General features: G+C 42.1%; 17 protein-coding genes and 1 riboswitch. Of the genes, 5 read left to right on the forward strand and 12 right to left on the reverse strand.

Annotated features, from left to right (window positions below):
• Positions 1-2: 2 nt before the first annotated feature.
• The 4 genes from NO992_RS06860 to NO992_RS06875 form a co-directional block, all read right to left on the reverse strand.
• Positions 3-329 (reverse strand): hypothetical protein, encoded by a 327-nt coding sequence (locus NO992_RS06860; protein WP_017219280.1) that lies wholly within the window; start codon positions 327-329, stop codon positions 3-5.
• 108 nt (positions 330-437) lie between these two features.
• The gene (locus NO992_RS06865) at positions 438-2,108 is read right to left on the reverse strand and encodes a sodium:alanine symporter family protein (protein WP_017219279.1); all 1,671 of its coding nucleotides are present in this window, start codon (positions 2,106-2,108) and stop codon (positions 438-440) included.
• 149 nt (positions 2,109-2,257) lie between these two features.
• Entirely contained in the window at positions 2,258-3,385 is a 1,128-nt protein-coding gene (locus NO992_RS06870) for a M14-type cytosolic carboxypeptidase (RefSeq protein WP_253104571.1), read from the reverse strand.
• 245 nt (positions 3,386-3,630) lie between these two features.
• Positions 3,631-5,076: a glyceraldehyde-3-phosphate dehydrogenase gene (locus NO992_RS06875; RefSeq protein WP_017219277.1), complete on the reverse strand. Its 1,446-nt coding sequence runs from the start codon at positions 5,074-5,076 to the stop codon at positions 3,631-3,633.
• A 188-nt stretch (positions 5,077-5,264) separates the two neighbouring features.
• Between NO992_RS06875 and NO992_RS06880 the strand changes: the two genes are divergently transcribed.
• Positions 5,265-6,065: a DUF2989 domain-containing protein gene (locus NO992_RS06880; protein ID WP_371375485.1), complete on the forward strand. Its 801-nt coding sequence runs from the start codon at positions 5,265-5,267 to the stop codon at positions 6,063-6,065.
• Positions 6,066-6,126: 61 nt separating this feature from the next.
• Here the strand turns inward: NO992_RS06880 and NO992_RS06885 are convergent, their stop codons facing one another.
• The 4 genes from NO992_RS06885 to nhaD all read right to left on the reverse strand — a co-directional run bounded on the left by NO992_RS06885 (position 6,127) and on the right by nhaD (position 11,183).
• Positions 6,127-7,452: a sodium-dependent transporter gene (locus tag NO992_RS06885; RefSeq protein ID WP_371375488.1), complete on the reverse strand. Its 1,326-nt coding sequence runs from the start codon at positions 7,450-7,452 to the stop codon at positions 6,127-6,129.
• Positions 7,453-7,531: 79 nt separating this feature from the next.
• On the reverse strand, positions 7,532-8,062 hold the full coding sequence (locus NO992_RS06890; RefSeq protein ID WP_371375491.1) for a DUF924 family protein: 531 nt from the start codon (positions 8,060-8,062) through the stop codon (positions 7,532-7,534).
• A gap of 122 nt (positions 8,063-8,184) precedes the next feature.
• Positions 8,185-9,531, reverse strand: coding sequence for a lysine-sensitive aspartokinase 3 (gene lysC / locus NO992_RS06895; protein WP_017219273.1), 1,347 nt, complete (start codon positions 9,529-9,531; stop codon positions 8,185-8,187).
• Positions 9,532-9,619: 88 nt separating this feature from the next.
• Positions 9,620-9,790: riboswitch (Lysine riboswitch) on the reverse strand.
• 145 nt (positions 9,791-9,935) lie between these two features.
• Entirely contained in the window at positions 9,936-11,183 is a 1,248-nt protein-coding gene (gene nhaD / locus NO992_RS06900; RefSeq protein WP_010371900.1) for a sodium:proton antiporter NhaD, read from the reverse strand.
• A 156-nt stretch (positions 11,184-11,339) separates the two neighbouring features.
• Here nhaD and NO992_RS06905 point away from each other — a divergent pair, with 156 nt between their 5' ends.
• The 4 genes from NO992_RS06905 to NO992_RS06920 all read left to right on the forward strand — a co-directional run bounded on the left by NO992_RS06905 (position 11,340) and on the right by NO992_RS06920 (position 16,570).
• Positions 11,340-12,584: a hypothetical protein gene (locus NO992_RS06905; protein ID WP_010604512.1), complete on the forward strand. Its 1,245-nt coding sequence runs from the start codon at positions 11,340-11,342 to the stop codon at positions 12,582-12,584.
• Between the two features lie 4 nt (positions 12,585-12,588).
• Positions 12,589-13,137, forward strand: a complete 549-nt coding sequence (locus NO992_RS06910) for a hypothetical protein (RefSeq protein WP_010371906.1) — start codon at positions 12,589-12,591, stop codon at positions 13,135-13,137.
• The gene (locus NO992_RS06915) at positions 13,134-15,911 is read left to right on the forward strand and encodes an ATPase (protein WP_088530842.1); all 2,778 of its coding nucleotides are present in this window, start codon (positions 13,134-13,136) and stop codon (positions 15,909-15,911) included. The genes NO992_RS06910 and NO992_RS06915 overlap by 4 nt, the downstream gene beginning before the upstream one ends.
• A gap of 107 nt (positions 15,912-16,018) precedes the next feature.
• Positions 16,019-16,570 carry a DUF4136 domain-containing protein gene (locus NO992_RS06920; RefSeq protein WP_010371911.1) on the forward strand — a complete coding sequence of 184 codons (552 nt, stop codon included), beginning with the start codon at positions 16,019-16,021 and terminating at the stop codon, positions 16,568-16,570.
• 343 nt (positions 16,571-16,913) lie between these two features.
• Here the strand turns inward: NO992_RS06920 and NO992_RS06925 are convergent, their stop codons facing one another.
• The 4 genes from NO992_RS06925 to NO992_RS06940 form a co-directional block, all read right to left on the reverse strand.
• On the reverse strand, positions 16,914-18,653 hold the full coding sequence (locus tag NO992_RS06925; RefSeq protein WP_371375496.1) for an alpha/beta hydrolase family protein: 1,740 nt from the start codon (positions 18,651-18,653) through the stop codon (positions 16,914-16,916).
• 358 nt (positions 18,654-19,011) lie between these two features.
• Entirely contained in the window at positions 19,012-19,983 is a 972-nt protein-coding gene (locus NO992_RS06930) for a transposase (protein ID WP_371375499.1), read from the reverse strand.
• 313 nt (positions 19,984-20,296) lie between these two features.
• Complete coding sequence (locus tag NO992_RS06935; protein WP_010378050.1) at positions 20,297-20,584, reverse strand: hypothetical protein; 288 nt, start codon at positions 20,582-20,584, stop codon at positions 20,297-20,299.
• Between the two features lie 538 nt (positions 20,585-21,122).
• Entirely contained in the window at positions 21,123-22,301 is a 1,179-nt protein-coding gene (locus NO992_RS06940) for a cystathionine beta-lyase (protein ID WP_130164351.1), read from the reverse strand.
• Between the last annotated feature and the right edge of the window lies 1 nt (position 22,302).

Here is a 22,302-nt window from a genome sequence, read left to right on the forward strand (position 1 = left end):
TACTACTTTTTCTTTTTCAAAATAACGAGGATGACTCGATTAATTAAGTACCAAACCGCACCAATGCCTATAGCGCTTTTGCTTGCGATCATTTCAAACGAGTTAGGGTCAGGCTGCTGCCAATAGATATATAAGAATCCACCTAGTACTAGGATCAGTGCAATAAACGAGTAATTCATTACAGATTGCTGACGTTTTACACGATTTCTAGAGGCCGCTCTCTCTCTGTCTTCTTGAGAAAAGTCTGCTAAATTGGTTTCACAATGCGGGCAGGACTTATGTTTGGAGGAAATAGATTTACCGCAGCTTGGGCACTGTGCTATTGCCATCGTGTTACTTCTCCATAATACAAAAAAGGGCACCTGTGAGGCGCCCTATTCTACTACCTTTGCGAACTCTTGTCCTTAAATGACAAGATAATTTTAATTAAAATTCGCTCACTGTTTGTGTTCTTTGTTGAAATCTTCCCAGTATTCTTTAACCGAAGATTTCATTTCTTTTCTGAGTAGTAAAATACCAAATAAGTTAGGTAACGTCATCACCACGATGGCCACTGCAGCCAACTTCCACACCAGTGTCGTATCAGCAAACGACGCCCAGAAGAAACCTGCAACATAGAATACGCGATACGGCATGACCGAACGACTACCAAGAAGATAAATCATCGCTCGGTCGCCATAGTATGACCATGCAATTGCCGTAGAAAACGCGAATAACAACAAACCAATCGAAACGATGTATTTACCATTTTCACCTAAATAACCTCGGGTAAACGCTTTGGTCGTCAGCTCCGCCGAATGCACTAAAGAGTAACCAATCACGCTGATGCTATTGTCTGTTGGCAAGCCGTCTTTCACTTCGACGGTACCCGTGTACTTGTGACGCTCTGTAATACCAAAACGTACTTGCTCACCAATAGAACGCGAATGGATCACGGTAAAGTTTTCTGTTACCGCTTTACCCTGTACGACTTCAATCTCACCATTGAAAGGTTTGACAGTATGCTCTTTTTTACCATTCAAGTAGGCGTACAATGCATCTCGGTCTTGTTGATTCGATTCGTCATATTTACCGTCTAAGATAACCATAGATGAGCGCTCAAAATGGGTTTCGAACTTTTCGGTCCACACACCCGATGACAAAATAACCAATCCCGTCAAGGTACAGATAATGATTGTGTCAATAAACGGTTCAAGAATGGAAACCATACCTTCAGACACTGGTTCATCGGCTTTTGCCGAGGCGTGCGCGATTGGTGCTGAACCTTGACCCGCTTCGTTAGAAAACAGACCTCGGTTCACCCCACGGTTAAATGCATAAGCAAAAGAAGCCCCTAAGAAACCACCCGCTGCCGCAGAACCCGTGAAAGCATCTGTAAATACAGAAAGGAAAGAAGGAACGATATTCTCAACGTTGTAGAAGATAACGGCAAAAGAACCAAGAATATAAATCGCAGCCATTAATGGCACGACGCGAGAAGTGATAGCAGCAATGCGCTTAATACCACCAAGTATTACAAGCGCAAGCAAAACTGAAAGCACAGCACCGGTTGCCATCGGTGCAAAACCAAAGGTCGCTTCCATGCCTTGAGCAATGTTGTTGATCTGCGGCAAGCTACCTGTACCAAATGAGCTAATCACAGTAGCAATTGCAAATAATACCGCTAACCATTTCATGTTTAGGCGACGATCCATATAGTACATTGGACCACCGGCCATGGTGCCATCATCTGTTTGTACACGGTATTTATGCGATAGTGTGACTTCCACAAACTTGGTTGTCATACCAAAAAAGGCAGTCATCCACATCCAAAATAATGCTGCTGGCCCACCGATTGAAATTGCCAGCGCCACCCCACCAATATTACCAGTACCAACTGTGCCAGAAAGTGCCGTTGCGAGTGCTTGGAAGTGTGTGGTATCGCCTTCTAGGCCTTTTTTATCATATTTACCAGTAACGACTTTACACGCATGTTTGAAATATCTGATCTGTGGAAATTTCAAGTAGATTGTAAAAAACAAACCTACCCCTAACAGAACATACGGGAACCAAGGTGAACCACCTAACATTCCATCTAAGCTATCTAATAAGCTGCCTAACGCATCCACGAATATTCCCCTTTATTGTTGTTATTACACCCTGTTGAGGTGTTCTACCTTATTTTTTAATATTAATTTGCTTTAAATATTATTTTGTTGTTCTTTTAAACGCACAAAAATAAACGGGTAATCAATATGGTGATTACCCGTCTTTAAGCTTATCTTAAGTCATCAACCACATTTAAGATTGCAGCTAAGGTGTCTTGACCAAACTGATATGAACGTCGGTCTGACCAACCGAAGTAAGGATCTGGCAAATTTGCATTGTCCTTAAACGGCATTTCAACGGTATAAGCCAACGCTTTGAACGCTTCACCGACAGCACACGAAGCAACGGTGAGGTTTGCTTCACCCGGTGCATCTTTATCGTAACCAAATTCATCTTGGAACTCAGGTGTGATAGTTAACAGTGCCGCCTTGAAAGAGTCTTCCAAACGCTGTAGACGCTCATCATAGCTCGGAATACCTTCACTACCCGCAACGAAGTTATACGGTAGTGCTTCATCACCATGAATATCGAGGTACATATCCAGCCCAGTTTCATGCATTTTATTTAATACATAATAAACTTCAGGTGAGTTCTCAAGTGTTGGCGTTTGCCATTCACGGTTAAGGTTAACGCCTTTTGCATTTGTACGCAGATGACCACGAACGCTGCCGTCCGGATTCATATTTGGCACGACATAAAATACCGCTTTCGATAACAGTGCAGCGGCATGTGGATCTTCGTCATCCAATAGTTTGTGAAGTAGACCTTCAACAAACCATTCTGCCATCGTTTCACCAGGGTGCTGGCGCGCCGTGATCCAAATCTTTTTCTTCTCATCTGACGGCTCACCAATAGTGAGTAAGCTCATATCACGGCCATCAAGCGTTTGACCTAGCGTCTCTACAACGCACGCATCATGGGCTTGAGCCCAGTAGACTAGGTCTAAATGGCGCTCATAACTATAAGGCGCAAAATAAGCAAAGTAGGTGTGAGCACATTCAGGCTCAAAATCGATAGTTAATGTACCATTCTCATAACGGGTTGGCACACGGAACCAAGTTTGACGATCATAAGATGCAACCGCATGATAATCATCCCAACCTTCTGGGTAGGCTGAGTTTAGTAGTTGGTTGATATGAATTTTGTGCTCTAAAAAAGGCGTAGACTCAAGTCTAAAGTGAAACCATTGAAAAAAGTCAGACTCATTGTCTTTATTGATTTCTAGTTGAATATCTGCAGGTGATTCTGCTTTTACCACCTTGATATTACCACTATCGAAATTACTCGTAATGCGCATAGGTTTCCCTAAATAAGTTAAAAACTGCTGTGTAAATACACTGTTACCATACTCAACTATGCTTCAGTCGAGAATTATATTAAACCTCAAAGAGAGGTAATACTGTGCCTGCCTTTGCACAAAGTTGAGGTGTAACTTTTTGTTAGCTAATTGTAGCTGACCTATCTTTGCAAGCCTACCACAACGAACTTATTTCAAAAACTAAAAAAGCCAGCTGGTGCTGGCTTTTTATCGTAAATTTCGTGTTAGCGAGGTAGGCTCGGGAATTTTACTTCCGCCATGTCTTGCATTACACGTACAACCTGACAGCTGTAACCAAACTCGTTATCGTACCATACGTAAAGTACTACACGGTCGCCATCAACGATGGTTGCTTTTGAGTCAACCACACCGGCATAACGGCTACCAACAAGGTCAGTAGACACGATTTCTGTTGATGCGGTGTAGTCAATCTGGTCACGCAGTTCAGAGTAAAGTGAAGACTCACGAAGGAATTCATTTAGCTCTTCAGCAGTTGTTTCTTTACCTAGATTTAGGTTAAGAATTGCCATTGATACGTTTGGTGTTGGTACACGGATTGCGTTACCAGTTAGTTTACCAGCAAGCTCTGGCAGTGCTTTAGCAACCGCTTTCGCAGCACCTGTTGAAGTAATAACCATGTTCAATGCTGCACTACGACCACGACGCTCAGCTTTGTGGTAGTTGTCGATCAAGTTTTGGTCATTGGTGTAAGAGTGAACCGTTTCAACGTGACCGTTTTTAATACCAAACTTGTCGTTAAGTGCTTTTAATACTGGGGTGATTGCGTTAGTTGTACAGCTTGCTGCAGAAACAATCTTGTCTTCAGATTGAATGTCTGAGTTGTTAACACCATAAACGATGTTTTTGATGTCGCCTTTAGCAGGTGCTGTAAGTAGCACTTTAGACGCACCAATTGACTTAAGGTGTTTACCTAAGCCATCTTCGTCTTTCCAAACACCTGTATTATCTACGATAAGTGCGTTTTCAATACCGTATTTTGTGTAATCCACTTCTTCAGGTGAGTTTGCGTAGATAACTTGAATGTAGTTACCGTTTGCTTTAATCGCACCTTTTTCATGGTCTACTGTGATTGAACCATTGAAAGGACCATGAATTGAGTCACGGCGCAATAAACTTGCACGTTTCTCAAGATCACCATCGCGGCCACCGCGAACAACGATTGCACGTAGGCGTAAATCAGCGTGAGAGCCGCCACGTTCGATAAGTAGGCGTGCTAATAAACGGCCAATGCGACCAAAACCATAAAGAACAACGTCACGTGGTTCTGGACGTGCGCCTTGGTTTAGTAATTCTGCAAGTTCTGCATTTAAAAACTCTTCGATTGAGCGGCCTTCACCTGCATTTTTATAAATGTAGGCATAAGCTAGCTTACCAAGGTCAACACGACCTGGTGCTAATTCCATTTTGCTGATCACTTCTAAGAATGGAAAGCTTTCACGAAGACGTAGTTTGCGCTCTTCAAAGCGTGCTACTGTTTTGTGTGCTTTGATAACATCAATGGTGCTTGCGCTTACAAGAGGACGACCGTATACAGAGATTTCAACGCCTTTGTTACGGTATAGACGACCGATTAGGGGTTGCATGCTTTCTGCATAATCTTGACGCTCTTGCCAGCTGTTTTGATATTCTTGCTCGTGAGATAAGGTCATTTTTTCTGCCTAATAAACAATTTTCTTTGAACGGATAGCCCGAATGGGCACGGCTATTCTAATTTAAACTGCCGTGATTCTCCACTGTTACCGAACAATTCATTGCGTTAAACTAGTAAACTATTAGCTCTACCCTGTTTATTCGGGCGTAACCCCCTATAATTATAAAAAATCATTGAGGTCAAACTATGGCGTTTAAAAAGTCGCTAGTTTTTGCAGCGTTACTACTTGCTGGTTGCGACGACACCCTAACCTTGAACCAAGTGTGTAGTGAAACGCCTGGTTTTTGTGAAGACTTAAATAAAGACAGTCACTGTAAAGACGAACGTGCGTCGCTTATCTATGCGCGCTACTACGAATACAAGTCACCGACGGACGAAAACAAATATGACTTGTTGCAGAATTTAGAAAGCTACAACCAATGTGTTTCTCGCGCCGCCAAAATTGAGCACATCAAGTTAAAGGAAAAAACCACTTCACGAGTGGAAGGTCATCTCACTGCATTAAAAGAAATGACACGTATTTACAATGAAACAAAAGGCACTAACCATCCAGGCCTGCTTTACTATCATTGGTCTCGTAACAATGATCGCACAGCAATGAACAAACTACTGAACATGCAGGATGACCCTAGAGTTCAAAACGATCCCGAAATTCAGCTTTTCCTTGCAGAGTTTTACGCCAAAGTAGATGATGATAAAACCGTTGATATTCTCTACCGTGTACTAGAACTAAATAAAAGTGGTCATACTCCTAACCCAGAAGTCTATTCATCTTTAGTCAGCATCTTCTACAAACACGAAAAGTATAAGCACGCGTATACTTTTGCCAGAGTGGCTCAACTTTCTGGGGTTGAAGATATCGATATTATGCCAGTGACAAACCAACTGGCTGCAATGGGAAAAGACTTAGCCAACTTAGATTCATTGGCGCAACGAACTTACGAGAGCATTCAAGCTGGGGAGTTTGTTTCCCCACGTGATTTCTGAGCCTTGTTATCAAAATAAAACCGGGAAGCCTATGCTTCCCAGTTTTGAAAATAAATGATCACTACTTTGCCAGTGCTACGTTAATAAACACTGCTGTCATCAAGACTGGGCAAACAAATCTAACGTACTGAGCAAACCAGTAATGTACACCACGGGATTCTAAGTGGAGCTGATTACCGCGCTTCCAAACCCAGCCAACAGTAATAAAGTAGAACAGTCCCATCAATGGTAGCTGATATTGCGTGAATAGACTGATCACCAGTTCGAACAACCATTCAAAGTTTAGAATAATCGTGCTCGATGCTAATAAAATAACTAGCGTAACCAACCAAGTCGCTTGTTTACGTTTAAAGCCGTGATTTTCCACCAAGAAAGATACCGGAATTTCTGTTGAAGAAATGGTAGAAGTTACCGACGCAATAGACATAAGCACAAAGAAAGTCAGGCTAACTAATAATCCCATTTCCCCCATATTGGCAAATAGCTCAGGTAAAATGGCAAAAATCAGCCGGCCTTCACCGATTAATTTGCCGTCTTGAAATACTTGAACACCATTTTGCTGCGCAACGAATATTGCAGGGATAATAAGTAAACCGGCCAAAAATGCGACACTGGTGTCTAGCATTGCAACACTAAACGTAAGCTTAGGTAGATTTTCGTTCGGTTTTAAGTACGAGCCATAAATCATCATGCAGCCCACACCTAACGACAACGAAAAGAACGCCTGCCCCATCGCCGCGATGATCAAGTCAGGATCGCTAATTTTTGAAAAGTCTGGAACTAAATACGTTCTAAATCCTTCTGCTGCGCCGTCTAATGTTGCCATATAGCCAATAAGGCAAAGCAGTAATACCAGTAACAAAGGCATAAGTCGGCGCGACCAAGCTTCTATGCCTGATTTTACGCCTTTGAGAATAATGCTCGCAGTCAAAATTAACATCAGTGGCGTAAAGATAAAGTTTCTCAGCATCGAGTCACCGCTAAGAAACTGATGTGCAGCATCTAGTTCAGCCATTTGCGCAAGAGGATCAAGTGCATGAGACAGCATCCACCCAGCCACAATGGAGTAAAAGCTGAGCATCACAATAGCACCAGCAAGGCCGACATACCCCGCAGCGGCTCCTATTTTCGGATTACCTTCACGCCAAGCTGTCTTAAGTGCTTTAACTGGGTTTGCTTGTGCCTGATGGCCTAAATACAATTCTGTGTAAAGTGCAGGTAATGCGAGTAAAAAAATCACCGCAAAATAAACCAGTAAAAATGCACCGCCACCGTGGTTTGCAGCTTGTGTGGGAAATCCCCAAATATTACCAAGTCCAACAGCCGCACCAGCTGCTGCTAACACAAAGCCAAGTCGGCTTTGAAATCCATCGCGCGTATGAGCCATGTCTGTAATCAATCATTATTTTTGTAGACGGCCGATTATACGTACTTCCGCTGAAAATGCGAGAGGTTCTAGCCGTGCCTCAGAAACTCGAGTTGGGCGTCTCTAGAAAGTCCATTTCCTCTTCTGTTGAATCGCGATTGAGTATTTCGTTTCGATGGGGATAACGGCCAAATCTATCGATAATTTTTTTATGCGCGACTTCAAAATCATAATTAGGCAGGTCGCGAAAATAATGGTCAGCGGCACGGTGGATGATGCGACTTTCGCTATGCATCATGGGTAGGTATAAAAACATCAATTCAGTATCATTGAGCTGGCGGTGATAGTCTTTTTCGATAGCGTGTTGGGTGAGGCTTAGCGCCAAAGGATCACAGGCAAACGCCTCTGGAGTGTCTCTGAATATATTGCGTGAAAACTGATCTAATATAATGATTTCGCACAGCGCGCCAAGTGGTGTTGCTCTCCAACTCGAAAGCTCACCTTGGTGCGCCATTTGGTGCAAAATACCGAAGCGATTTTTTATAATGCGATCAAAGTCCGCAGACTTCTTCCACCAGTCTGATTCAGTGCATTCAACAAACCAGAATTCGTAGACGTCTTTATAATTCATGATGGCACTCCTAGGGAAAAACAAACTTGATGGTCAGCAGACCCTAACCGTTATAAACAAAGTGCCATCCATTATTCAATAATGCAACTTTTTTATTAGTTACTAAAAAACAATAAATTCACTTACGCAACCTCTAGTAATTTAGCATGAATTGATTGCACAACCTGATCTGACTCCTGCTGCTCAACTAAAAAGCACAGATTGTGCTTGCTCGCACCATGGCATATCAATCGAATATTAAACTCTGACAACACATCCATCAGGTTAAGTTGGCACTTCTTCAATTGGATCTCAGAACCTATCATGGCCACCAAAGTAAGATTATTTTCAACGGTCACATGACAAAACTCGCCAAGTTCATCCAAACAAGCTTGTTCTAACTCTGGTCGAGAAGCATTCGGCGCATTATCCAGCGTAAGCGCAACACTAATTTCCGAAGTCGTTACCAAGTCAACCGATATATTGTAATTGCTTAAAATGGTGAAGATACGAGCCAAAAAGCCGCTAGCAAGAAGCATTTCAGGGCTCTTTAACGTCAATAGTATTTGGTTTTTACGTTGTGTCACTGCACGAATGCCTGCTTGCGCCGTTTTCTCTTTTTCAATCCAAGTGCCACCCGCTTGCGGATCACGACTTGAACCAACAAATACTGAAATACCTTTACGACTCGCTGGCAATATGGTTGCGGGATGTAACACCTTGGCACCAAATGTCGCCATTTCTGCCGCTTCATCAAAACTCAAACGAGGAATTGGTCTAGCCTTTACACACAAACGCGGATCGGTACTGAAAATACCAACGACATCGGTCCAAATATGCACACTTGACGCGTCAATTGCCTCAGCTAACAATGCAGCACTATAGTCAGAACCACCACGACCAAGCGTAGTCGTCTGGCCGTATTGGTCACTACCAATAAACCCTTGTGTCACCTGTACTGTGTCGCCAAGTAGCGCGACCAAATTAGTTTGCGCAGCTTCACGCGTAGCTGCGACATTTGGATTCGCTTTACCAAATTGATTATCTGTTTTAAGCACTTTACGTACATCAAAGCGCGACGCCTGAACCTGGTTATTACGTAATATTTGGGTAAACAAATAAGAAGAAAAACGTTCGCCAAAGCTCAGCATTTCATCGCATTGCTGTCTGCTAAGTGCAGGTAAACTCGCAAGGCTTTCAAATTCACTGAACGTTTGCTTGTAACCCTCAGCAAGATCAGCATCCAAAGACACTTGGTCGATAATCGCTTGCTGTATGTTTTCAACCGCTGCAACAACTGCTTTGCGCCCGGCTTCATCTTCCTTTTGTTGGGTTAGCGTTACAAGGTGATTGGTTACGCCAGCACATGCACTAACAACGACCACTCGAACATTTGGGTTGTCACGAACAATGTGAGCACAACGAGACATAGCTTCAAAGTCAGCGACACTGGTACCGCCAAATTTGGCTACAACATACTGCGAATTCATTTTCTCTCCTCTCGACTGTTGGCACAGTCAAATTTTATAAGGAGAACTCGGCATGGGATTTCTAGAAAGACGAACGCTTGAAATGACCTTTGCCAGAAGCTCTCCACCAATACGGTGACAGTTCCGAGGATTCAGCCTCGTAAACCGAAGAATCGTTGCGACGAGCAACTTTTCTCCTCGGCGAATACTTCCCTCACTAGTGATCATTGGTCTCGTCACCTCACACTAACTACCTAAGCATCGCGCCTCTTCTGTTTATTTTGCCTTTGTTAATCTGAATAAAAGCAAAATAAAAGCCCGCAATAAATGCGGGCGATGTAAGAAAATTATCTTTTAGCCGTCTAGGTGTCAAGTTATTTATGAAAAACTTATCCCAAAGCGGTAAAAAATTAAATCCATTGGTCTTAAATAAGCTGACCCGCGAAATACGCGCCACTATATCCAATGGTATATGCGATAAGCAGGTAGATACTCATTTTAAGATAGCTTGAGAAGGTTAAAGCTTTAACCTTACTCATTGCAATGATCCCCGCTGCAGAGCCAATAATGAGCATAGAGCCACCAACGCCAGTCGCATAAGTAAAGGTTAGCCATTGCGCTGGAGTCATCGTAATGTCTGCTTTTAATAGCGCAGCCGTCAAAGGCACGTTATCTACCGCCGCACTCATTAAACCGACCAAGTAGTTTGCGTATTCCGGCGCAAGATGCAGATATAAATCGGTAAACTTAGACAATACACCGACTTCTTTCAACGCACCAACTAATAACAGCACACCCACAAAGAACAATAAAGTGTCGTATTCAATTTCACGGATATAGTCGATGATTTTCTTATTTACGTCCTTCTTGCGCATCAAGAATTGCGCCATTAAGAACATCAAAGACAAGCCAAATAAGAAGGTTAACATCGGCGGTACATGGTATTGCACGCTTAAGAATAACGTGGCAAAAATGGTTGATAAGAAGATGAGCGCAATGGTGATATCGGTCTTTTCAATTCTGCGTAATTCAGCCTTTTCAAAGGTGATCTTATCATTCATGCCGATTGACAGCATCGCAGCTAAGATAAATACGCTAAAAATAGAGGGAGCGATTAGTAAAAGCAGATCAGGGATAGTCACTTTATCGGCTAGAAATATCATCAAGGTGGTTACATCACCGGTGATCAATGATACCCCACCGGAGTTAACACTAAAGATGATTAACGTCGCATATCTAATTAGCTTTTTCGGGTCTAATTTCAAAGACATGACTACAGCTAATGAAATAAGCGTCGCGGTGATGTTATCCGATATTGACGAAAATACGAATGCAAACGCACCGACCAAAAACATTAGCTTGCGTTCGCTAATATGGGTTGGCATGATCCGGTGAACAATATTTTGGATAAACCCTTTTGAGTTCAAGTAGGCAACAAATGTCATTGCAGCCATTAAGAACAACCAAAGCGTCGCGATTTCCAAAATGTTATGGTCTAGCTCAATTTGTACAATTTCTGGGCTTTGACCATGAATTGGAGAGATAAAGGCGATAATCCAACATAAAGTACCAAAAAAAAGCGTTGTTTTGGCCTTGTTTACGTGAATAATATCTTCTATAACGATGAGTATAAAAGCGATGGCGATCAGGGTTAGAATAATGGGCGTGACCATAATGCGTAAACAACCTGTAATTAAATGTAACAAGGGGTGGGTTCGTTTTCGCGGCGGATTCTAGCACCATCACAGTCCCCATGCTACGTACGATAAACATTTTGTGACAAATTGATGAAGTAGTGATGTAACTTAACTACTACACACTGGAAAGTTATGATCCCAGCAAAAAAATTATTAAATACGATAAATGAACACTGGAGCGTACTCGAGCTACTTTTTAAACGATTTAAGCTCGCAGATTTCAGTCTAAAAGATGTACAAAACATCCTAAAACAGAAAAACCCTAGCTGGTCGAGTGAACGAATTTATAAAGAAACCAATCGATTACTCCAACAAGAAATTATTATCCCTTTAGCTAAATCTTCACAGTTAGAAATCAACCGTGCAATCGCTGACTTCGCCAGCTTTCTTTTACAAGAAGAGAGCCTTGGTTTAGCAGAAGAGATCACTGTGCTGGTAAAAGACTTAGAAAGATTAGGTAATCGCATCGCACAAGCTGGTGAAGAGGCTGACTACTCTGAGCTACGCCGTTTTAGCCGCATTATGGACGAACGCGTTCGTAAAATTGTTAAGCTGTTCGAACATAACGAAAGCGCTATCATGAACTTGGTTGAACAAGCCAAATCTGACACCTCAACGCTTTCTCTTGGCATGAGATATAAAGCCGTATTGGAAGCGTTTGACGAATATATCGAACCGATGCTGGAAATGGTCGATATTCATGGCCCTTTCCAACGCTGCTTTGATCAAATAGAGCTTCAGGTCAGTGAGCAAATTGACGAGATTGAACAATTAGGCCGTGGCGCTGCAGACAAACGTATGCTGGAGCAGCTCAGAACACGTATTTTAGATATGCACCTCATTGGTAGAGAAAGTTTAAGCCGCAGTGCCGATCTCCTAATGCCGTTAAGAGAAGAGCTACGCCGTAATACACTCATTACACGCCAAGCCTCCAAAGTCCTTGGACAAATTAGAAAGCGCGGCGTTGACCGCTTACTCTCACCAGTTCAACCAGAATTTGTGTCAGACATTCAACGTTTTAACCTCGGACAAAAGCGTCACATGGTCGCTTATATGGCAAGTCTCGTTGAGTTTGAGCATGAAGAATATCAGCTGCCCGATCACGACGATGTGCCTGCTTATCAAAGTCCTAACATTCCAGATTACAACTCGGTAAAAACGAGATTTCAACAAACCGGTAAAAAGCGCCAGGCACTATTGGGCTTTTTAAGCGATAGCTACCCAGATCTTGAAGCAGACGAAATGCTGTTTCTTTATCAAAAGCTGATCAACGAATCTGACTTGGCACTTAGCCAAGAACAACAAAAGAGTAAGATCACTATCGCATCGCATACCTTCTCTTTATATCCATTTAGTGCCAAAGCAAAACAAGATTAGCATTATGACGACAATTAACTTAGACATGCTCAATGAACTCCAAGCCATTAATAAAAAATTGGTGAGCGGGTATCATATCAGTGAGCAAGACACTACCCTTTGGCAAGAATTAGATCAGCAAATTGATAGCTATCAAGCACTATTTTCAGCCTTAGGCCATGATTTACAGCACGATGCCCGTGGCTTTTATTATTTGGCAAGCGATGAAAGCACGCCAAATATGGGGAAAATTTCCCGTGCGATTGCCCTAACTATTTATATTTTGATTGAACACTATGCCAACCAAGGTAAAGATCCGCTTCGCGTACTATTTGATGAAAGCTGCGATCTAGAGCTAATGCAAACCATAGTGCAGCTCAATAAGCATCTTTTTGACCAGCTAGAGATTTTTTCGGGCTCAGATCTCAGAAAAGACGTGTTTTTACGTATGGTGAGACTGGGTCTAGCCCGTGAGGTTGAGCAAGGCTTTATGCTACTTGCACCGATTTATCGCTACATTGACGCGCTAATGGAAGTAAACGAAGAACAATATGATATTGAGGACGAGCTATGAGCGAGCAGTTGTACGGCTTAAGTAAACTAGCATTATTAAACACCGCCGGATACGCTAAGTGTGTCATTCCTCTGGATAAAAGCGCGTCTATCTGCGCTCCAAATAACACTGGTAAAAGCTCGGTGATCAATGCGCTGCAATTTCCACTTATCAACGATTTAAGACTGACTGAATGGGATGGTCACGATTTAGAAGAAACGCGTAAGTTCTACTTCTCTTCTGATCAATCCTATATTTTGCTGGAAGCCAACCTCCCCCACGGCGATGTGGTCATTGGCGTTGCAGGACTGGGTAAAATCGCCGGTTACGCACACCAGTTTTTTTGCTATCAAGGCAAACTGAATCTTGATGATTACACCCAAGGTAAAAGTATCATCAAGTACACTAAGCTATTTAATCACTTACAGGAAAAGCAACTCAAACCTGTAGAGCTAAAAGCACAAGAGCTTAATGCCCTACTCACAGGCGGCGCCACACCATTTGATGGTGATATCAACCTGAAGATGATCCCACTGAATAATGTCCAAGATGCGCCTGTATACAAAGAAATATTCCGTCGTATTCTGAATCTGCATAAACTCGGCGCGCAAGACGTAAAGCGCTTTATGCTCAAGGTGTTCGAACGCCATATGTCGAACTCGAAAGTCGACTTTTATGAAGTCTGGCGTCGCGCTTTTGATAAGGTAAACCGTGCACGCCGTGAGCTGAATGCGCTGGAATCGATGCAAGAGCCAATTTCAGCCCTTGAGAAAATGCTTGAAAATGAGGCAGTATTAAAAGGTAAATTAGCGGCTTACGCCCCGAAACTCGATTTAGCTTTGGTTGAATATGATAACTATCACAACGAGCAAATTGCGGAATTAGCAACACAGCTAGAAGACATAGAAGCCGAAAAGCGCGAATTTGAGTCTAAGCAGCAGCTGTACGTCCAACAGTCTCGCGATATCGAGCGTAAGCAAACCCAAATCGAGCAATGGTTTACTGATTTCCACGCGTTAAAACGTGAATTTGAACTGACTAATCATGCAACGCTTAAAACCAATTTAACGCTATTGAAAAAGGAATATGAGCAACTTTCCTTCTCTATTAATAGTGCACAGGGGCAAAGTCTCCATACCCTTGATTTTCGCATCAACGAAACACAAAAGCAGATTAAGAGTTTAAAACTGCAACTCAAGAACCTTGAGTTCAACCTGTTTACTCGTATGCGTGAAGATCTTTCTTTAAAAGAAGTGGAAGAGATCTCACGGATCTTGAATCCAGATTTGTTATCGTTTTCAACCACTTCTCAAGGTGAAATTGATATCACCGACGAAGATGCCTTTGGCGCATTTTTGGAGTCGTTATCTAAGTCAGTTCAAGGTGGTGAGCTTAAAGTACCAGGCGCTACCGTTAAGTTGAAAAAACTAAGTCCCGTGCAAATGCAAAGCGGTGAGAACAAAGCCCAACTGCAAGCACAGCTGGAGTCACTACAACAATCACTTAGCGACTTAAAGCAGCAGCGTGAAGTAGCAGCTAACGTCGCTGAAAAGCAAAAAGAGCGTGATGCGCTTTATGATGAACTCATGGCTACCGAAGCGGCCATGAAGCGCTTTGAGCAATATCAAACCATGTTGCAATCTGTTGATGCTCAACAAGCACTAAAAGAGCAACTGGAGATGGAACGAGAGCAAGTTGATGAATATTTGCATGATATTCAACGTAATGCTGGTTCGATTTCAGACCGCCGCTCTATCATTAAAAGCAAGCAAGACTTATTGGTGCGCCAAGCCGACCGCCTAAAGCAAGTGAAGTCAGAACGTATCGACCACACACTAGACCTATACTCGGGTAAGCTGGCACCGTACGAAATCGAAATTAACCTAGATTTTGATAACCTCTCTGAAGTGATCCACCAGTTTAATAAAGATTGTAATGAGCTTAGAAACTTAGACGTTAATGTGCGTAATACCTACTTGCATATCTACAATGCTGGGATCACTAAGTTTGAAAACGAGTCAGACGTTACTATTAAGTACCAAAAGCTGATCAGTGCGTATCATAACTTAGATAACGAACGAGATGCCGTCGATAAACAAGCGCGAGTGGCGCTCACCGAAGTGGCCGCAACCATTAAAGGACTGCGTCAAGACTTAGACCGCTTACGCCGAGAGATGAACAGTTTTAACAAAGGCATAAGCCAGCATCGTATCTCTAACTTGCAGGCATTCAAAATCAATGTCATCCCTCGTAAGATGCTAGTTGATAGCATAGATACCATTATTAGCACTTCAGATTTATATGAAAAAGGCGAAAGTTTAGACCTACTCAGCGAGCAGCCTAGCTCAGAGAAATCTGTTAATGAGGCGAAAGATCACATCATCAAACTAGCAAGTGACAAAGCGGGATTGACGTTAACCGATCTCTTTGATATTCGCTTTGAAGTGGTCAACCGCGCAGGTGACACTGAGCACTTTGATAAAATTGACTCGGCCGGTTCAAACGGTACGCGGATCACCATCAAGCTTTTATGTGGCATGCTATTTATTCGCTATCTGCTATCTGATCAAGAGCAAGCAATGTATCGTATCCCAATTTACATCGATGAAGCCGCGGATATCGACCCACAAAACCAAAAGGCTATTATCGAAACCGCACTAAGCTTTGGGTTTGTGCCAATTTTTGCATCGGTGAAACCACAGATCAGCTGTGACTACTTGGTGCCGATCCGTAGTGTTGCACAAGGTAGCCAAAACTGGGTGGATGAAAAAGACTGGATAGAAGTGGAACATTAATCCCAAGTTAATGTCTTAGACACAATTATTAAAGGATGCTTGTCTCTACCATTTAACGCCTTAACACGTTAAGGTAGAGCAAACATCCGACTAAGGAGTAAAGACACATGTTTAAGAATATTGTTATCGCCACTTTGGTGCTGATGTTAGCGGCCTGCGCCAAAACCCCTGATTGGGATTATGATAAGTCTGTACAATTCGCTAACTATAAAACCTATGCTTGGTCACCCGAAGCGGACCTAAAAAATAATGGTCGTGAATACCAAGTTAATGACTTAATGGAAAAGCGGATCCGCAGTGCAATTCAAAACGAAATGAGCAAACAAGGTTTCACCCTCACCGATCCGCAATCGGCCGACTTACTGGTTAACTATCACGCATCAGTTGATACAAAAATTGAATCTGACTCGCTTCACACCACTTATGGTGCGCGTTGGAATTACTGGGGTATTGGCTGGCAAACACAGACCACAACACGTGAATATGAAGTGGGCACGCTTGTACTCGATATGATAGACAAAGCGTCTAACCAGCTAGTTTGGCGCGGAGCAAAAGAAGGTCGCTTACGTAGCAACCAATCACCAGACCAAAGAACAGCGTCAATTAACAAAACCATTTCGGAGTTGCTGGCTAACTTCCCACCACAGCCACAACACTAAGCGAAAACCGGATCAAGCCTTGGCTTGATCCGAATTCTTCATCTTTATTTTGAAGGTGAACAGTCTTAAGATGCATAAGCCTTAACTTTATCTGTCAAGCTTGATTGTTAGGGCTTAAGCAAATGTAAGTGCCAAACTCAGCTGTCCAACAGCAATTTCATATCTTAAATCCAATTGCGATAACGGATGCTCACTCAACTTGTATTGGGACAAAAACAATTTAGAACCGAATGTCGACCCAGTGCCAATAGCCGCCGTTAAGAACGATTTTATGCCTCATCTTAAGGCAAACTAACTTTCCTAATGCGCTAATGACTAGCTTCTTTAAAAGAAAGCTGATGGGCTATATAGAACTAGTTATCCCAATATCATCCACGATGATAGATACATCTCGCTTCGGTGCAAAAATCAAGACAAGCTCTAATTCGCTTTCGGCACTGATTGTCTTATTCAATTCAATAGGGAGCGTAAAGGTTTGCAATACTGGCTCTGTCGGCGCATATTTCATATCACCTTTTTCCAATTCAGAGAAGTCAGAAATTAATAAAGGGGAGACACTGCCAGATACGCCAATACTTTTTTTAAATACTACACCAGACTTATCAAGTAGCTCTACCCTCGTATCAGATAACAAATTGTATGCTCCACACCCTTCGCTTTCTCCTGAATCAGCGCGAGCCAGTGAGAAACTTAGGTAGGATTTTCCTTTGTGATTTTTATGTAACAACTCAGCTTCTGAAAGCTTAATGCTCAACCGTGTTTCAACTTGTTTCTTAAGTTGAACCTTTAATACATTATTAGAAGTTTTAGTTCCGTTTCTTAGGCGCTCTGAGTCTATATTGATTGGCACTTCTGTTAACGTTTTATCGGATAGGACTTTAACGGTACTTTCCTTTTTAGCTACATTTTCAAAATCTTCTATAACTTTGAAATCAGATGCCATATGGCGACTGATATAAATATCGTCAGGAAGACCAAACTCACCAGCCACAGGTTGTCTAAAAATTTTTCGATACTCTTTTGCGTTCGCCAATGTAGCTTCCAAAAAAGCAGAAACATACACTTTAGTTAAATTCTCCTGTTGTTTGGGTGTTAATAGCTTAGAATAAAAATCTTTGCTGCTTCCCCAATGGAAATCATCAGACATATCTTGATTAAAGTTTATATGGTTAGCACGATAGATATAAATGGACTGCTTTAAGTAGTTTTTATCATCATCGAAGTGAGTTCGATGCCATTGTTGGCTACCAAGAAACTGATAAACATCCGCATCATGACCTCCTTGTAACACTAAATAGTTAACATTTTTCAGGATGTTTCTACCATCAGCATGTTGATATTGCCCGTCCATTGGGGCTAAAGCGACAATGGATTTAATGTTAAAACCAAACTCTGTTGATTCACTACTATTTGGTAAGGTCTTCCATTGATTAAATGATGCAGCTAAAGCAACAGCCTCCCCTCCTCTAGACATCCCTATTAAAGCGATATTCTCTAAATCTATTTTGTTATAAAAAGCGTGACCTTGCTCAGCATTCCATTTTTGCAGCAGCTTAATATGTTCAAGTAGTATCCAACCACGGGCACCATTTTCTCCCAATAAATCATTCAAATAAGTTTGATTTACTTGCACAACAAAGTGACCTCGGCTGGCGAGCAATTCACCTAGATAATCAAACCCCGGGGCAGAATTTCCATGGACTAATAATACTAACGGTAGTGGTTGGGCTCCCAACGGAAGCCAAACTTTAGCCTCCAAAGGTAAATTACTACTTTTAAATTTGTGGTAGGCATTGTCCTCATATCCTTGGTTACGAGAATAGTCGGAAAGAAAGCTAGGTAAGCTCACATTTGGAGCAATTACATCAGGTTTTGATATAGCAAATAAAAATGGTCGTTCGCCATAGTTCATCACTGTGTATTTATGTTCGCCCTGTTCGGCAGGATTAGGTAAACCCGTAAACGGGCTATTTGGCTGACTATAACTCTCAATAACACAATCTAAAACATCTGAAGCTAATGTCGAAAATGAGGTGGTAACTATGGATAAAATGGTACAAAAGTACGAAAAACGAGTAAGCATCAAAATTGTCCCTAATGTCAAAATTTAGCACGTGGTATTGTATAGCAAATCGATCTTGCTATTAAAAAATACAATTTTTTATAATTATGCTCCTTGAGACGCAAGTAACTCAATAAAGGTTTAAATCAGTTGTTAAAACAAGTGATACCCACCACTACTAGCACCACTACTCGCATCCAAGCTGAGGAAGTAAAGTAAAAAAGTATAAAAATACTTTAATCGCTAGGTACAAAAACGTTATTAGATAGGCCAATTCTTGTCGCCCAAGCATATCTCTACACCAAAACTGAGTTATCGCGCACGACAAAGCGCTGTAAATACGGAAGTAAGAAATTCTAAAATTGAGAATGTGAGTTTGCTAAGCCAACAAGCGCTCGCAGTTTGTTAGGTTTGTCCGTCGTCGTTTTCGCAATGTTTCACAGTAAGCGGTTATTGTCCGTTCTCGGCCCACTGCACCATGAAATACCCGAGAAAATTGCGTAGTAAGCTTTATCCAGTTCTCCGGTTCTATATTTAATCGAGTAAGAATGGGTTGAGACTCAAAGATATAGCCTCGCTTGTCGGCTCGAATACATTGGCCTGTGAGTTCAACTAATTCAATATAGGATTTGAGTTCAAAAGGCAGACCTTTTGGCATATGTTTTCGTGGGCTGCCAGCAAAGCGTAGTAGGCTTTTTGGTTGTTTTCCCAGCTTTGCATGGTCAATTCGCTTTTTGATGCTGGTGTAGTCTGAGGTTTCAGGCGTTGTGGCAATTTTGGCTCTAATGGGATTCAAGTCTACGTAAGCGAGACAAGCAGCCAGTGCTGCTTCATCCAGTAATGCTTGGGATTTGAATCGTCCTTCCCAAAACCGGCCTGTACAATTATCTTCTTTATTTGCTCTACGGGCGATGTCTTCGTTAAGCACTCGCATAAACCAGCTAATATCTGCGAGTCTTTCTCTGTACTTATCAACCAGCTCATCGAGTATCAATTGCTCCGAATCATTCAGTGGCTCATCTTCAATAAACTTTTGGCTTATCCAATTACCTTTAAATAACTTGTGCCATCGTATCACAGTCGCTTTATCCGACAGACGCTTAGCCTTTCTATCATCAACATATAAAACAATGTGAGTGTGATTACTCATCACGGCGTAAGCACAAACATCAATACAAAACACAGATCCCAACATCAATAGCTTTTCTTCAACCCAATCCCGCCGGTGTTCGTATGATTTGCCAGTAAATTTATCTTCACCGCACAGAAAAGCGCGCCTTACGCAGCGGGAGATACAGTGGTAGTATTTGGTGTCGGTTAGACTGATTTGTCTTTTACGGGCAGTTGCCATAGTTTGGTTTCCTCAATCCTTTGAGTGCAGAATTAAAGCTTAGGCGGTATCTTAGGAAGGTGCAAATTAGTGGTGGGTGCAAATTAGTGGTGGGTGTCAGCGATTTGTTGTTTTTTACGGGCAGTTGCCATAATTTATTTTCCTCAATCCTTTGAGTGCACAATCAAAGCGTAGGCGGTATCTTAGGAAGGTGCAAATTAGTGGTGGGTGTCAGCGATTTGCCTTACTCTAGATTATTGTGGTCTTCTACGTAATAAGCTAGGTGCTCAAATACAGAGCACGACGCAACAATTAAACAAGTTTGTAGTTGGTTTTAAGATTTGTTTTCGCATTTTATCGTCTCTTCCCCAAGACGATAGGCATTATTTGCCAACACATAAGTTCCCGAAATAATAGCAGTAGTAGGAACGAGTATCGGCGTTAATATAATTCCACTCACGGAATAATACGTATTGGTTTCGTCTGCAACATCGACTATTTTTAGGGTTTTTCTATCCGATGAAATCTCACACTTGTTGATGTGGGCAGTATCCTTAACGGGCATTACCACACAAGCGCTGAGTGAGACTATCGGTAACATAATCAATAAACTTAATTTCATCACTTTTCCTTGAATTTGGGTTGTAATATTCTTGTGACGTAAGTCTTAAATATTACCTTCCTCAATAGATTCCCTGTACTTACGTTTAAAGTACTTCAAACTGGCATTGATCTCTTTAATTTCCATTCTTGATTCCACCGCTAAATCTCTCATTTCTTTGACTCGTTTTGAAATAAGGTAAATAAAGAGGGGAATTGGTATACACAAAAAAATAAAACCGATGTAAACAAGCGCACTTATGACGCTGATACTACTTCACATTACTTCCATCATATAATTCTCCTTGAAACTTCCTATGTATTATTTTATGTGAAGCTGGCAAAAATACGTAAATAAAGTTACTCCTTTCAACGCCATAAAACTAGCTTTATATGATCTGTGTCTACAGATTTTGGAGAATTATGAAATGGAAGTATTAGTTAATGGCACTACTTGGGTCAAGGTGATGAAAAACATGCGACCTTCATAATGGTATAAACAAGTCCGAGGTACCTCATTTAAAACGAAGCACCCCATACCGATAAGTTGAGCCGAGGTTTTAAGATTTACCGAGGTTTTGTTCGTAGACCTTAAGTGCGTGTTCTAAATCTTCGATCAAGTCTTCTACGTCTTCAAGACCGATGTGAAGGCGGATCACCGGGCCCAATGCCCAACCTGTGGTTGATCGCAAATGCTCCATGGTTTTATTGGCTGTAACTAAACTTTCATAGCCGCCCCATGAGAAACCCATTTTAAAATGGGATAAGGCATCTAAGAAACGGTTAATCGCCTTTTGGCTACCTTCTTTCATTACGATTGAAAACAAACCATTACTGCCATCAAAGTCTCGCTTGAAGAATTCATGGCCTGGGCAAGTCTCAAAAGCGGGATGTCTAACGTGGTCCACGAGCGGATGCGCTTCGAGCCATTTCGCCACCGTCATTGCCGACTGCTCGTGCTGTTTTAACCTCGCAGGCATAGTACGTAACCCACGTAGTGCTAAATAAGCATCATCTGCAGAGGTACATTGACCAAGTAAATACGAGTGCTCTCTAAGCTCAGGCCAATAACGCTCATTTGCAACGGCAACCCCCATCATGACATCCGAATGCCCAACAATATACTTGGTTGCCGCTTGAATGCTGATATCAACACCATGATCGAGCGGACGAAATTGCCAGCCATTGCCCCACGTATTATCAAGCATAGTGATAACGCCACGGCGCTTTGCAACTTCAACCATTGCAGGCACATCTTGAACTTCCATGGTAATTGAACCTGGAGACTCTAAGAACAACACTTTGGTATTGTCTTGAATTAACGCGTCAATACCAGCGCCAACCATAGGGTCATAATAAGTGGTTTCGATACCATAGCCTTTTAACAGCTTATCGCACAAATCTCTGGTTGGCTCATACGCAGTATCCACCATCAGCAAGTGATCGCCTGCTTTTAAAAATGACAGTAGTGACTGTGCGATAGCAGCAGCACCAGACGGATACAAAGCGCAACCTGCACCATTTTCAAGCTCAGTAATGGCATCTTGCAAGGCGAAATGGGTATTGGTACCACGGCGGCCGTAAAACAGTGTGCGATGTCCACGGCCTTTTATCGCTTCTTGCATTTCGGCAACGCTCTCAAAAACTACAGTAGAGGCGCGCTGAACAACTGGGTTTACTACCCCTTTGGTATATTCTGCTTTTCTTCCAGCAGCAACGATTTTAGTATGCTTTTTCATA

Source organism: Pseudoalteromonas sp. DY56-GL79, from assembly GCF_041414765.1.
Lineage (GTDB): Bacteria > Pseudomonadota > Gammaproteobacteria > Enterobacterales > Alteromonadaceae > Pseudoalteromonas > Pseudoalteromonas piscicida.

Excerpts from the sequence above, each read along its gene's own strand:
- NO992_RS06860 (WP_017219280.1), bottom strand. The coding sequence starts at position 329 with ATGGCAATAGCACAGTGCCCAAGCTGCGGTAAATCTATTTCCTCCAAA.
- NO992_RS06870 (WP_253104571.1), bottom strand. The coding sequence starts at position 3,385 with ATGCGCATTACGAGTAATTTCGATAGTGGTAATATCAAGGTGGTAAAA.
- NO992_RS06875 (WP_017219277.1), bottom strand. The coding sequence starts at position 5,076 with ATGACCTTATCTCACGAGCAAGAATATCAAAACAGCTGGCAAGAGCGT.
- NO992_RS06880 (WP_371375485.1), top strand. The coding sequence starts at position 5,265 with ATGGCGTTTAAAAAGTCGCTAGTTTTTGCAGCGTTACTACTTGCTGGT.
- NO992_RS06885 (WP_371375488.1), bottom strand. The coding sequence starts at position 7,452 with ATGGCTCATACGCGCGATGGATTTCAAAGCCGACTTGGCTTTGTGTTA.
- NO992_RS06890 (WP_371375491.1), bottom strand. The coding sequence starts at position 8,062 with ATGAATTATAAAGACGTCTACGAATTCTGGTTTGTTGAATGCACTGAA.
- lysC (WP_017219273.1), bottom strand. The coding sequence starts at position 9,531 with ATGAATTCGCAGTATGTTGTAGCCAAATTTGGCGGTACCAGTGTCGCT.
- nhaD (WP_010371900.1), bottom strand. The coding sequence starts at position 11,183 with ATGGTCACGCCCATTATTCTAACCCTGATCGCCATCGCTTTTATACTC.
- NO992_RS06905 (WP_010604512.1), top strand. The coding sequence starts at position 11,340 with ATGATCCCAGCAAAAAAATTATTAAATACGATAAATGAACACTGGAGC.
- NO992_RS06910 (WP_010371906.1), top strand. The coding sequence starts at position 12,589 with ATGACGACAATTAACTTAGACATGCTCAATGAACTCCAAGCCATTAAT.
- NO992_RS06915 (WP_088530842.1), top strand. The coding sequence starts at position 13,134 with ATGAGCGAGCAGTTGTACGGCTTAAGTAAACTAGCATTATTAAACACC.
- NO992_RS06920 (WP_010371911.1), top strand. The coding sequence starts at position 16,019 with ATGTTTAAGAATATTGTTATCGCCACTTTGGTGCTGATGTTAGCGGCC.
- NO992_RS06925 (WP_371375496.1), bottom strand. The coding sequence starts at position 18,653 with ATGCTTACTCGTTTTTCGTACTTTTGTACCATTTTATCCATAGTTACC.
- NO992_RS06930 (WP_371375499.1), bottom strand. The coding sequence starts at position 19,983 with ATGGCAACTGCCCGTAAAAGACAAATCAGTCTAACCGACACCAAATAC.
- NO992_RS06935 (WP_010378050.1), bottom strand. The coding sequence starts at position 20,584 with ATGAAATTAAGTTTATTGATTATGTTACCGATAGTCTCACTCAGCGCT.
- NO992_RS06940 (WP_130164351.1), bottom strand. The coding sequence starts at position 22,301 with ATGAAAAAGCATACTAAAATCGTTGCTGCTGGAAGAAAAGCAGAATAT.